The sequence below is a fragment of the Bacillus sp. NTK034 genome (assembly GCF_017303275.1).
Classification (GTDB): Bacteria; Bacillota; Bacilli; order Bacillales; family Cytobacillaceae; genus Cytobacillus.
Genome location: NZ_JAFKOJ010000014.1, coordinates 1 through 12366, shown reverse-complemented (window position 1 = coordinate 12366; position 12366 = coordinate 1). Strand labels below are relative to the sequence as shown.

The following is a 12366-nucleotide window of genomic DNA, read 5'->3' as shown; positions in this document are numbered from 1 at the left end:
GATTTAATAAAATAATTATAAAACAACAAAATAAATAATTACAATATTTTAAATTAATAGAAAATATTCGAAATTTAAAACAGAATATTGTATTATAATTCTGAATTTGGAAAAAGGAGGTGGGCTGATGTCTAAAATCAATGAAAACATAAAGCTATTCTCAAAGAACCATTTTAATGAAAAAGGAAGACGTGTTGTTGTCGTCCTAGTAATGCAATTACATGATGAAGGTAATAAAACAAGCGAGGAGTAAGCAGTGATTTGATTGGGGCAAGCCCCCTATTAAGTCATAAGGGGCTTGCCCCTAACCAGTAATTATCGAAAGGGGTTGTAAAAATATTGAGTAGCGTTGTCTCAAAGAAAACAAACCTAACTTTTTTAAACAAAAGGGAAATTAACAGAAACATTGATGCTGTTATTGATTATCATTTTGGGGAAGGTACTAGTAGCGGAATTCCTGATAATGAAAAAAAAGGATACTTTATTCAAACATTAAACGCCCTTCAACAATCACAGATTCCTTTTGAATTGGATAATATTAAGATAATTTTTGATAGCGATATTCTGTGTGAACATTTAATCAATAATTACTTAATAGAAAAAAAGGATACCTTAGATGATAAACATTTATTCAACGAAGAGGAACGCAGAGAAATTGTTTATAATGTTGAAAAAGCGTTAGATTTAATAAAATTACTCCATCCTGATCTCCACTACCTAATTAATAAACACATTGGAACCCTCTACTTTATTAAGAAAGAAGGATTTGGTGGGGGTTCTGTCTCTGGTTTATTAGGCTTAATATGGCTTAACCCCCCTAAGAGATGGACCGTGATCGACTATGCTGAAGCACTTTACCATGAATTTATTCATAATAGGGGTCTTACCAACAAAACGCGGAAAACATACGCTAAGAGAATTTTGGGAGGAAAAAAGCCGATTTTCCCTACCTAAGGAATCATCGGCCTTTAGTATTATTGAATAAGAGGGCGTAGTGAATATAAACTTGCTACTTTCTTCATATCAAATGTGTATTCGCCAAGAAAATTAATATGTTCCCATCCCAATGGAGAAATATGTTTTAGCAGGTCTTCTCGTAAACTTATATTTGTACACAGCTGCCCTATCTTTTTCAATCCCTAGTCGTACGAGGGAACATCCGCAAGCAGGACAGATTAATGTTTGCATATTTTTCCCTCCTAGAATGATGAATTTTTTTATTCAATACCTCCATGATTTATGGATTTTAACTGTATTTTTGTACTGTTTTTCCGTCTTTAAAGCCTTCAATCGTAGCATCGAATAAATACTCCGGTACCATGGCATATACGGATCGGCTCCTTAGTACAGAAATACCGGGTATTTTTGTAGGTTTTACCACCTTTGCATACTTCGCGTAGTTAGCGGTCAGAGATATAAGAAATCAGGTATAAAAGAGGGAAACCTGTCCTGAGCTGGCCCTGGGTTTCATCTTTCAGACCTGTGGCTCCTTCTGGTATCGTGGTTACTTGCGACTAAATGTCACAGCATGACCCATTGGCAGGTCTAGATTCCTCGTAACGCGTCCCCATTAGGCGACCCAGTTCAAAGGCATCTTCTACAGATAACACTTTTCCCCCTGGATGTTGGTCAAGCCAGTCTTCGGCTGCATTCGGTGAGCTGAAGAAATGGACTTCGTTGCAGAATGCCGTACGAATCGAGGACATATCATCTGGCGTCACGATTGAGACAACGGCAGTGGAAGGTTCCACGCTTACAATGTGGTCCGGTTCCACATTCAACCGTATAGGTTCTCCGGTGCTGTGACAGGGTGACTCGATGTTGACCGAACGACCGATGAGTGCTGGAAATATAAGTGTGTCAAGGGCGCACCAGGCATATAGTTGCTTCCCATCAACCGTAAAGTGGTGAGGGGTAGGGATAAGGGTAAGACCTAAACCAACGACACGGCCTTGTTCGTCGATTTCCACGCTTGGCAGAGACTGGAGAACTTTCTTCACCTCTTCAACAGGTTTTCCGGTCGTTGTCGCCATATCTTCAATGGTGACAGACTCCCCCCCTGCTAGCATTTGTAACAACGGGCGAAACAGCCACTTCATGGATTCTCCTCCCTCTCCCTTGTTCGACTGTTGGTCAAGTCGGGTTACGATTTCCTGAATTTCAGTTTTCATGTCTTTTTCCTCCTTTGTTATTTTTTGTTCCTATTATTATTTTCGATATTACTTTTCATTACCTAAAAACTCCATTTGTTGGACTAATTGACCGATAAAAGCATCCTTTTCATAGCTTGTCTGATTTTTGAAACTTCATGGGCTCTACCCTATGATAAAAATTTTTTCAATTCGTTTCCAAAAGAGAGAGCTTGTTCCAAAGTCATAATTTCCCCTTGCAATTTTGGATGTTCTTCTTTCCACTTGTTTGCATGCTCAACTGAGCTAAAATAGTGAATTTGTTTACATGTTCCTCCGGCCCATGGAGCCTCAGAATCAAACGGCACTGTCCAGATTACTGTTGAATCAGGAGTTGTTTTTGCTAATTTTCCATTTCGGACAGTTACCTCAATCGGTTCACCTGTGTACGCACAACGGGAATGTATATCGACATCAGCAACCAGAGCAGTTGACAGCTCCAATGTCGATATTGCACACCAGGCAAATAAAGTTCGTCCTCCTAAATGAATCTGGTTAGTAGTCGGTATAATCGATAAGCCCAATGCCCCTACTATTTTTTGATCCGCCTCCCGAACGATCATCTGCCGTTGGGCTAATATCTTCACTACTGACTGAACTGTTTTTGTATTAATTCCCGTTTGATTTATTAAAGAACTTTCTGTAACTGCCTGCCCATCACGAATGGAGAAAAAAATTGTCCGAAGAATAGGCACTGATTCTTTAGGCAGCTTAGCTAACAATAGTTCATAAAATTTTTTGAGTTCTGTTTTATTCTTCATTGTTTAAATCCCTCCATTTGATTGAATGCCTCTTTCGGGGAATCAAGGTACGATTCAATGTGTTTACGCAACTTTTGTAGTTCGTTGATTTGTTCGTCTATCTTGGTCAGTTTATCTTTTAACAAATGTTGTAGATGCGGTTCTATCTCCACCGTATTTTTTTCGAAAATCACTATTAAATCTTTCATTTCCTCCAGTGATACGCCTAATGATCGGAGTTGTTTAATACCATTGATACAAAACACATGCTCTTGGTTATAAACGCGGTAATTACCTTCGCTACGCTTTATAGAAGGCAGTATCAATTCCTTTTCTTCATACAGTCGAATGGCTTTTCGACTGACTCCTGTTTGTTGGGCTAGTTGACCAATCGTTAAATCCTCCATTATCTCCCCCCTTTTCGTTAACTGGAAGACCATCACTGAATTAACTAGAGTTTACAACGTTCACCTTAGGGGAAGGTCAAGTGCAATTTTATAATTTAAATACAAAGTTTAATCAGGAGATAGAAGTAACATCATCTTTAAAATGGTGTTATTGCAACATTTCTATAATAAACTCGACATGAAAACCGTTTCCTTGATACTAGCGAGTATTATATGGTAACCCAAGGCTACCTTCGCGAATGGGTTTGCTTGGGGTAATGTAATTTATACATTCAGATTTTAAAGAATCTTCAATTAAAACAACTTATGGAAATCTATCGTCGGGATGTATGCGAACCCAATCTAACAGAGTTATATCAAATTTTAATTCGTCTTGGTTACACTGTTCCAGCTCCATATAATGCTATTTCGGAATCAAAAACAGTTAAGGAACTAGGAGATATTCAAACGCCTGTTTATAGATGACCAGAAGATACTCATTGGACATTATTTCGCCGTACAGGGATTTATGGACTTTGGAATACTGGGGCAATTTCGAGCCATCGAGCAGACGTAAGTGATGCATTTATTCGTAATTATCATCGTGCAAATCGTTGCACCTAGCCACTGACTCAATGGCTGTTAAAAAGGGATTTATTCCTCTGCCACCATTAGTCATTCCTCGATAATTTGTAGAGAAACTCAATCCTTTTTATTAAGTAAGTTTTATAGATTTCAATAGCAAGAAGACTTAACCAAAGTGCACAGATTGTTGACATAATAAACCGTGTAAAACAAATATGCTATATAAATATTTCATTTCCTTAAACAGTTTAAAGTTAATTTGGCAAAGTACGGAAAACCTTATTCATAAAACAGAAAAAAGATTCCTGAGCAATAATCAGGAATCTTTTTTCTAACTTATCCAGCACAGCAAGATAATTTCGAAACATCTTTATCAAAAGTTAGGACAGCCAGCTTCAATCCTTCTGCCATTGTTAGATATGGAGCCATCGTTTCTCTCAGATCTCCAACAGTTAAACCGAATTTCACAGCTAATGTTGCTGCATAAATTACGTCTCCTGCGTTTTCTGCCACTACATGCGCCCCTAACACTTTCAATGTTTTCGCGTCTGCCACTAATTTGAAAACACCTGTTGTTTCCCGATTAACGAGCGCTCTTGGAACAGCATCCAACGGCAATACCGATGTTTTCACTTCATATCCTTTTTCTTTTGCCTGTTGCTCCGTTAAACCAACCGTTGCAATCGATGGAGAAGTAAACGTAACGCCTGGAACCACTTCTAAATTGACCTTTTGATTTAGTCCTCCGATTGCATTACGAGCAGCAAGTCCACCTTCATAAGCAGCTACATAAACAAATTGGGGACCGAGAGTGACATCTCCAGCTGAATAAATTCGGGAATTGGTCGTTTTAAGATAATCATCAATGACAATTTCACCACGGGAACCAACTTCAACGCCTGCTGCATGTAAGTTTAATGATTCTGTATTTGGTTTTCTTCCAGTGGCAATTAGCAATTGTTCTGCTTCAATAATTCGCTTTTTACCATTTATCTCAACATGAACTTTTTTAATGTCTCCATCTTGCTCAACTCGTTCATAGGTTGCACCTGTTACTAAATTAATTCCCTGTTCTGTTAAGGCCTTAGTAATGGCTTCTGAAATTTCAGGATCGTATTCTTTTAATAGACGCTCGCTTCTTTGAATCAAAGTGACTTCTGACCCGAGGTTATGAAATAGTTGTCCTAATTCCATGCCGATATATCCTGAACCAATTACGGTAAGACGATTTGGAACCTTCTTTAATTCCAATAAGCTAGTGCTTGTTAAATAATCTACTTCATCTAATCCGGGAATATTAGGTGCAGTTGAAGAAGCACCTGTAGCTATTAAAAATCTTTTGGCTGTGATTTGATTGCCATTTACTTCAACTGTATTTTCATTTACGAATTTTGCTTCACCTTTTATTAATTCAAAACCATAATCATCAATTAAATTCACATATTTTTCATTTCGCATCTCGGTTACTAAATCATTCTTTTGTTTTACTAATGGCGCTAAATCAACATTTGAAGCCGAAGTGTGTAATCCCACAAATGGATTATTTTTTGCTAGATGATTGATTTCCCCTGCTCTTAATAAGGTCTTAGAAGGAACGCATCCGACATTAACGCAAGTTCCACCCACCGTTCCACGCTCAATCATAGCCACTTTTGCGTTCAAAGCAACGGCTTCAATGGCAGATGAAAAGGCAGCTCCACCAGAACCGATGATGATGTAATCATAATCATAGTTACCTTCATCATTTAAACTTACATCTGTCCTTTTTTCCGATTGCACTTGTATTTCTTCTGCTTCGCCCGGTTGATATTGTGCGTCAGTAATCGCTGTTTTCGCGATATCAATGTCTACATCATACGGTAGTTCAAACAGTGCTTCTCCGCGACGAAAGTCTACTTCAATCCCTTTTGCACCTGCATTTTCAAGAGCAACCGCAATATGTTCTTCACAACCAGTGCAGGTCATTCCTTCAACGTTTAGCCGATATTTTTTCAATAAATTCGTCTTTTGTTCCGATTGAAATTCTTCTGCTTCGCCCGGGTGATAGTTTGCGTCAGCAATCGCATTTTTCGCGTCTTCAACTTTCACGTCATCAGGAAGCTCAAATACAGCTTCTCCACGGCGAAAATCTACTTCAATCGCTTTTGCACCCATGTTTTCAAGAGCGACAGCTACATGCTGTTCACAACCCGAACATGTCATTCCTTGCACGTTCACTCGATATTTTTTCATGGTAAAAATATCCTCCTTTTATTCGACGGGGAGACCCAAGTCTGAAACCTCCGTCTTAATTGCATCTAAATTGGTTTTCGTATCATCAAAAGAAACCGTTACTTCCGCGGTGCTTCCATTAACTTTAATGGCTGTTTTGCCAGCACCTTCAACCTGTGCAATGGCATCTTCCACAACTGATGGCGGGCAGCAATCCATCCCTGCTATAACCATGAATGTCCCCGTCTTCTCAGCTTCAGTAATAGCTTTTACATCCTTCTCTGAATTCATAGCAGTTGTTTTCACTTCACTCTTAGATACTTCAGTTTTTTGGACTTCTTGTTCGTTACTGCATGCACTAACCACTAGCATAAGGGATAGCAACATCATAATCCTGATTATTTGTACTTTCACATAATACACCCCATTTTTTATAGTCAACTTTCAACTGAAAATAAGAAAAGAAACATGGTAAAAACAAGGAACGTTGTAATCCATAAGCCAATGACAGAACTTTTCCTTTTACCCTTTCTTCCATAAACCATATAAAAGGAGTACGCAAGAAGGACAATGGTAACGATGCTGAACAATAACCGATACTTCAACGAGTAGAATGCGATTGCGCCTGCAAACCCAGTGAGTCCAAGGGGAATCAAGATTAGTGGACCCAGGCAACAACCCGCCATAACAAAAGCTGAAAATACAGTGGCTACTTGTGAAACTTTTTCTTTCATGACTTGAACTTCTCCATGCTGCAACAATCATGTGTGGTTGTATCTTTCTTTGTTTCCTCTTTTGTTTCTGGATCAAGTTTTCTCCAGCCCTTGAAAAGAGCGAAAACGAATAACAGACCCATCATGATGAAAATAACATTTTTAAATTCCGTGAAGTATGATCCCAGTGCTGTTCCTGCAATCAACGGAAGTAGTAAAAACAGATGACACGGGCATGTGATGAGTGCGACAAGAAACCAACCTGAACTTTTTATTATGTTTTTCATTTCTGTTTCACCTCTTATTTCTTCATCAGTGTTTCAATAATGGGGCATTCGTAAATATCTTTGTTTTCGGGACATCTTTCTTTAAGATCCATCAGCATTCGTTCAATCCTTTTAAGATCTTCAATTTTACGTTGAATGTCCTCTATCTTCAAAATAGTGAAATCATACATATCACGACACTTCGCTTCATCGCGATCGACAACCCCTAGCAATTTATCAATTTCATTTAAGGTAAATCCTAATTCCTGCATTCGTTTTATGAAATGCAATCGATCGACCGTTTGTTGGGAATACATTCGGTATCCTTTTTCCGTACGTTCAGGCTCTGGAATTAAGCCTAAACGCTCATAATATCGAATGGTCTCCTTGTTAACACCGCACTTGTCAGCCAGTTCTCCGATACGAAATTTCATACGTCTCACCTCACTTACAGCATAAACCACGTACCTTAGTACAGGGTAAATATATAGTTTACTTCATTCATGAGATTTTACTTACCCTTAGAGCCAGATAACGTGCCGCCAAAAACAGCAGCCCCAACCTCAAAGGCTTCCGCAAGAGTCAGCTTGTCCTTCGCCGTTGTTGAATTCTTTTCATTCGCTTTTTGCCAATGTTCCTCAGAACAATAAAATTGAATGGCTGGGCAACAGCTGGTAGAAATGGACGTTGGCTCATTCGATTCGCAAGAAGAATCGCAGCATGCGTTGGTATCGGCAGCATCCGTTGTTCCCAAGCCTACAACCACGGTATCAGGATTGGCAACGGGCATGTTGTTTTTCACATCGATGGTAATCTTTTCACCGCAAAATGCACATTCCGATTCAATAACGGCATCTGTAAACATCGATGGAATGCCAAGGGCATCAATCGCACACATGGAATAAGCTGGCAACATTCCAGCCAATGTAACACGGTGTGGAGTCGGAACTCCTGAAAAAGGATACGCCACGTTCACATCCCCAGAGTTTTGGTCCCAGTGAATTAAATCCAATTCCCTTAAACGTTGAAGAGCAGATTGGACATCAATTTGTTCCTCTGTTGCAGTTAAATCATTGATGTTGACGATTTTTCCCTCAGCCATGAAAAGAAGAATGTCTAAACGGATACTATTTTCTGAAGGAGACAATAAACGGATTTTTCCCTCAAATCCTTCTTCTGGCAAACCAAGTGATTGTAACACCTTGTCCTTTAACGAAGTATTCAAATGATTTTGATTCATGTTGCTGCCTCCTCTATTTGATCTGCAATTATTTACAGGAATTTTTCTTCCTAGTACAGAATAAACCCTGTACCATAGTACAGGGTCAAGTATGATTTATTATTTTATCTTCTAAAACTAAACTATCCCATTAGTTAAGTATAACCTTACCATCTATTCTGAAATTTAACATAGATATCCAATTTTCTTTAAAAGTGTTGTTCCACAATCTGGCCCGATTATTGAACAAAATTAAAAAAGCCATTTAATTCATTAGTTCATGGACAAATCACCATAAACGACCGTTTTTGGTTATGAATAGAGAACTTCTCTAAAAACCTTAAAAACTACTTAAATACATAACCAAAAATATAACCAAAATCAAAAGACCAATATATCTATTTAAAACCCCTTTTTGGTATAGTTAACATATTAGAAAAGGGGAGATTTGTGTTGAAATTTGGATATGCACGCGTAAGTACACAAGATCAATCATTATCATTACAACTCGATGCATTAGCTCACTACGGAGTGGATCAGATTTTTGAAGAAAAAGAATCAGGAAAAATGAAAAATCGACCTCAATTAGATGAACTACTTAAAGTTTTACGTAAAGATGACACGGTCATTGTTTATAAATTAGATCGTATCAGTCGTAGTACCAAACATTTAATTGAGCTTATGGAATATTTCGAATCAAAGGAAATTCATTTTGTTTCCATACAAGACAAGATCGATACCACAACTGCTATGGGACGGTTCTTTTTCAGAATGTTAGCCAGCATAGCAGAATTAGAACGAGATATTATTAGTGAACGAACGAAGGATGGATTGACGGCTGCTAGAGCTAGGGGAAGAAACGGAGGCAGACCGAAGGTTGATTTAAAGAAAATAGAACTTGCTATAAAAATGTATGAAAGCAAAGATTACTCTTTATCTCAAATTAAGACGGCAACAGGCATTGGAGCGACAACCTTATATCGTTATCTAGAAAAGAAAAAAGATATCTAGCAAGGAGTTGTAGCATGAGAGGGAAAGAATTACTAACAGAAGATCAAAGAACGGAATTTGTACGAATTCCAGCTGATATGAGCGAAAGTGAACTAGAAACTTATTATACTTTTTCACAATATGACCTTGAAATTATTAAACGACACAGAAGAGATCATAATCGATTAGGCTTTGCTGTTCAATTATGTGTTCTACGCTATCCTGGATGGTCCCTTTCAGATGTTGGACCTATTCCAGATTACATAATCGAATACATAGCTAGCCAAATAGATGTTAATCCTAATTCATTTTCTTTATATGCCCAACGAGAGCCAACTAAACATGAGCATATGGAAGAAATCCGTCAAGTTTATGGTTATCAAAATTTTTCCTTAGGGAACTATCGCAAGGCAGCTCAGTTTCTTTTGAATCATGCCCTTCAAAATGGAAATTCAATGTATCTTCTTCGTACAGCACAAGAAGAACTACGTAATCAGAAAATTATTCTCCCTGGCATGACTACTATAGAAAGGCTTGTTTGGGAAACTCGTCAACGAGCAGAGGAAAGGATTTTTAAATCATTAACTTGTACTCTTTCCAAATGGCAAAAACAAAAGTTAGATAAACTTATAGATCCATTTGTAGACAATAGAAAAACCCCTTTAGCATGGCTGAGGGAGCTTCCCGGCCAATCTTCACCTGAAGCCTTTTTAAAAGTCATAAAGCGCTTAGAATATATTCGAGAATTAAAATTAGAAATAAATACAGAACAAATCCATCCCAATCGGTTACTTCAATTATCTCGTATTGGAGCACGGTATGAACCACACTCATTTCGAAGATTTAAAGAAATGAAGAAATATGCAATTCTTGTTGCCTATCTAGTAACACTAAGCCAAGATCTAATTGACCAAGCAATTGAAATTCATGATAGACAAATGATGATTTTACAATCAAAGGGTCGTAAAACACAAGAGGAAATGCAAAAAGAAAATGGAAAAGCAGTGAATGAAAAAGTCGTGCATTTTGCAGATATTGGTGCTGCACTTATTCAAGCACGAAATGAAGGGCTTGATCCATTTAATGCTATTGAAATGATTATGCCGTGGGATAAAATTGTTTCTTCCGTTGAAGAAGCCCAAAAATTAGCCCGACCGATGGATTACGATTATCTAGATTTGTTAGAAAATCGGTTTTCTTATCTAAGAAAATATACTCCTACTTTTCTTAAATCTCTTGAATTTCGTTCTACACAAGGTACAGAGCCATTATTGCAAGCCCTAAAAACGCTAAATGAAATAAATGAATCTGGTAAAAGAAAAATTCCAAATGATGCCCCGGTAGATTTTATTCCTAAACGTTGGAAGAAGCATGTTTATGGTGATGATGGAATAATTAACCGGCACTATTATGAGATGGCTGCACTAACAGAGTTGAAAAATCATATTCGTTCAGGCGACATATCCGTAGTCGGTAGTAGACTTCATAAAGATTTTGAAGAGTATCTTGTTCCTAAAAAAGATTGGACAACAACTCGTCTTACGGAAACTAAACTAGCCGTTCGTTCATCGGCAGATGAATATATTGAGGAAAGAAGAAAGTCACTAGCTCAACGCCTTACATGGGTTTCAAATAATCTTGATTCTCTAGAAGGAGTAAATATCGAAAAGGCTAAGATCCGAGTGGACCGTTTGGAGAAGAATACACCCGAAGAAGCGAGAGCTTTTAGCCTGTCTTTATATAATATGTTGCCAAGAATAAAGCTCACTGATCTTTTAATGGAGGTAGCACACTGGACAGGATTTGATGAAATGTTGATACATGCCTCAACCAATCGCCCACCAAAGGGAGAGGAAAAAGTAGTTCTCATGGCTGCTCTCATGGCGATGGGAACTAACATAGGTCTTACTAAAATGGCAGAAGCGACACCAGGAGTTACCTATCATCAAATGGCTAATGCAGCGCAATGGCGTTTATTCGATGATGCTATAAGTCGTGCACAAGCGACATTAGTAAATTTTCAACATAAGCTTAAACTAGCTTCCTATTGGGGAGATGGAAGTACCTCTTCCTCTGATGGAATGCGCGTACAGGTTGGTGTTTCATCGTTACATGCCGATGCCAATCCACACTATGGGTCTGGAAAAGGGGCAACCATTTATCGATTTACCAGTGATCAATTTTCAAGTTTTTATACGAAAGTCATTAATACCAATGCTCGTGATGCTGTACACGTTATCGATGGATTACTTCATCATGAGACAGATTTAAATATTGAAGAGCATTTTACAGATACAGCTGGCTACGCCGACTCAGTATTTGGATTGAGTCATTTACTAGGATTTCGTTTTGCACCAAGGCTACGTGATTTAGCTGACTCTAAGCTATTCACCATCCAAACGCCGAATGAATTCCCAAAACTAGAAAATATACTCCGTGGTCGTATTAATACTAAAATTATTCAAGAGAATTTTGATGACGTATTACGTGTAGCTCATTCTATTCGAGAAGGAAAAGTGTCTGGTTCACTTATTATGGGGAAATTAGGGTCATATGCGAGACAAAATAAACTTGCAACTACTTTGCGAGAAATGGGGAGAATCGAAAAGACCATTTTTATTTTGGATTACATATCTAACGAAACACTACGCCGTCGAATTCAGCGAGGACTAAATAAAGGGGAAGCCATGAATGGGTTAGCAAGAGCCTTATTCTTTGGAAAACGAGGTGAGTTACGAGAACGAGGAATACAAGACCAACTACAACGTGCAAGTGCTTTAAATATTCTAATAAATGCTATTAGCGTATGGAATACCGTTTATCTTACAGAAGCAACAAAATTATTGAAGGAAAAGGGGAATTTGAGAGAAGATTTACTTAAACATGTTTCTCCGTTAGGATGGGAACACATTAATTTTCTTGGTGAATACAACTTTGATGCAAGTAAAGTAGCAAGTCTACATTCACTACTGTAGACGTCAAGTCGAATTTTACACTTTTTGCTCGTTTCCTTTTTACACTTTTGCCGAAAAAATGCTTTTTCGGTTTTTCATGCGATGACTTTCCT

At 38.0% G+C, this 12366-nt stretch carries 13 protein-coding genes and 1 pseudogene; 4 read left to right on the top strand and 10 right to left on the bottom strand.

Translation table 11 applies throughout. The features are described 5' to 3' along the window. Positions 1–127 precede the first annotated feature (127 nt). Both JI665_RS29065 and JI665_RS25850 read left to right on the top strand, forming a co-directional pair. Positions 128–253 (top strand): hypothetical protein, encoded by a 126-nt coding sequence (locus JI665_RS29065; RefSeq protein ID WP_256815743.1) that lies wholly within the window; start codon positions 128–130, stop codon positions 251–253. Between the two features lie 86 nt (positions 254–339). Further along, entirely contained in the window at positions 340–954 is a 615-nt protein-coding gene (locus tag JI665_RS25850) for a hypothetical protein (protein ID WP_206845580.1), read from the top strand. A 20-nt stretch (positions 955–974) separates the two neighbouring features. On the opposite strand, the pseudogene JI665_RS25845 reads toward JI665_RS25850, so the two are convergent. The 10 genes and pseudogenes from JI665_RS25845 to JI665_RS25800 form a co-directional block, all read right to left on the bottom strand. Further along, positions 975–1100, bottom strand: a pseudogene (locus JI665_RS25845) (Tn3 family transposase); the annotation flags it as partial. Between the two features lie 414 nt (positions 1101–1514). Next, positions 1515–2171 carry an organomercurial lyase MerB1 gene (locus tag JI665_RS25840; RefSeq protein WP_000845541.1) on the bottom strand — a complete coding sequence of 219 codons (657 nt, stop codon included), beginning with the start codon at positions 2169–2171 and terminating at the stop codon, positions 1515–1517. A 149-nt stretch (positions 2172–2320) separates the two neighbouring features. Continuing rightward, positions 2321–2950: an organomercurial lyase MerB2 gene (gene merB2 / locus JI665_RS25835; protein ID WP_000792368.1), complete on the bottom strand. Its 630-nt coding sequence runs from the start codon at positions 2948–2950 to the stop codon at positions 2321–2323. Continuing rightward, entirely contained in the window at positions 2947–3336 is a 390-nt protein-coding gene (gene merR2, locus JI665_RS25830) for a mercury resistance transcriptional regulator MerR2 (protein ID WP_000389892.1), read from the bottom strand. The genes merB2 and merR2 overlap by 4 nt, the downstream gene beginning before the upstream one ends. 900 nt (positions 3337–4236) lie before the next feature. Continuing rightward, positions 4237–6132 (bottom strand): mercury(II) reductase, encoded by a 1896-nt coding sequence (merA, locus tag JI665_RS25825; RefSeq protein ID WP_032489320.1) that lies wholly within the window; start codon positions 6130–6132, stop codon positions 4237–4239. Positions 6133–6150: 18 nt separating this feature from the next. After that, positions 6151–6525: a mercury resistance system substrate-binding protein MerP gene (merP, locus tag JI665_RS25820; protein WP_000867937.1), complete on the bottom strand. Its 375-nt coding sequence runs from the start codon at positions 6523–6525 to the stop codon at positions 6151–6153. 23 nt (positions 6526–6548) lie between these two features. After that, the gene (gene merT / locus JI665_RS25815; protein ID WP_000660891.1) at positions 6549–6845 is read right to left on the bottom strand and encodes a mercuric transport protein MerT; all 297 of its coding nucleotides are present in this window, start codon (positions 6843–6845) and stop codon (positions 6549–6551) included. Beyond that, complete coding sequence (merE, locus tag JI665_RS25810; protein WP_254912385.1) at positions 6842–7129, bottom strand: mercury resistance MerE; 288 nt, start codon at positions 7127–7129, stop codon at positions 6842–6844. The genes merT and merE overlap by 4 nt, the downstream gene beginning before the upstream one ends. After that, positions 7126–7524, bottom strand: a complete 399-nt coding sequence (gene merR1, locus JI665_RS25805) for a mercury resistance transcriptional regulator MerR1 (protein WP_000672080.1) — start codon at positions 7522–7524, stop codon at positions 7126–7128. The genes merE and merR1 overlap by 4 nt, the downstream gene beginning before the upstream one ends. Positions 7525–7601: 77 nt before the next feature. Then, positions 7602–8330, bottom strand: a complete 729-nt coding sequence (locus JI665_RS25800) for an organomercurial lyase MerB3 (protein ID WP_001073002.1) — start codon at positions 8328–8330, stop codon at positions 7602–7604. A 432-nt stretch (positions 8331–8762) separates the two neighbouring features. Here JI665_RS25800 and JI665_RS25795 point away from each other — a divergent pair, with 432 nt between their 5' ends. After that, entirely contained in the window at positions 8763–9320 is a 558-nt protein-coding gene (locus tag JI665_RS25795) for a recombinase family protein (protein ID WP_029343401.1), read from the top strand. Positions 9321–9334: 14 nt separating this feature from the next. Beyond that, positions 9335–12274, top strand: coding sequence for a Tn3 family transposase (locus JI665_RS25790; RefSeq protein ID WP_206845576.1), 2940 nt, complete (start codon positions 9335–9337; stop codon positions 12272–12274). Positions 12275–12366: the final 92 nt, after the last annotated feature.

Coding starts and splice junctions, on each gene's coding strand:
- JI665_RS29065 (WP_256815743.1), top strand. CDS start 128: ATGTCTAAAATCAATGAAAACATAAAGCTATTCTCAAAGAACCATTTT.
- JI665_RS25840 (WP_000845541.1), bottom strand. CDS start 2,171: ATGAAAACTGAAATTCAGGAAATCGTAACCCGACTTGACCAACAGTCG.
- merB2 (WP_000792368.1), bottom strand. CDS start 2,950: ATGAAGAATAAAACAGAACTCAAAAAATTTTATGAACTATTGTTAGCT.
- merR2 (WP_000389892.1), bottom strand. CDS start 3,336: ATGGAGGATTTAACGATTGGTCAACTAGCCCAACAAACAGGAGTCAGT.
- merA (WP_032489320.1), bottom strand. CDS start 6,132: ATGAAAAAATATCGAGTGAACGTGCAAGGAATGACATGTTCGGGTTGT.
- merT (WP_000660891.1), bottom strand. CDS start 6,845: ATGAAAGAAAAAGTTTCACAAGTAGCCACTGTATTTTCAGCTTTTGTT.
- merR1 (WP_000672080.1), bottom strand. CDS start 7,524: ATGAAATTTCGTATCGGAGAACTGGCTGACAAGTGCGGTGTTAACAAG.
- JI665_RS25800 (WP_001073002.1), bottom strand. CDS start 8,330: ATGAATCAAAATCATTTGAATACTTCGTTAAAGGACAAGGTGTTACAA.
- JI665_RS25790 (WP_206845576.1), top strand. CDS start 9,335: ATGAGAGGGAAAGAATTACTAACAGAAGATCAAAGAACGGAATTTGTA.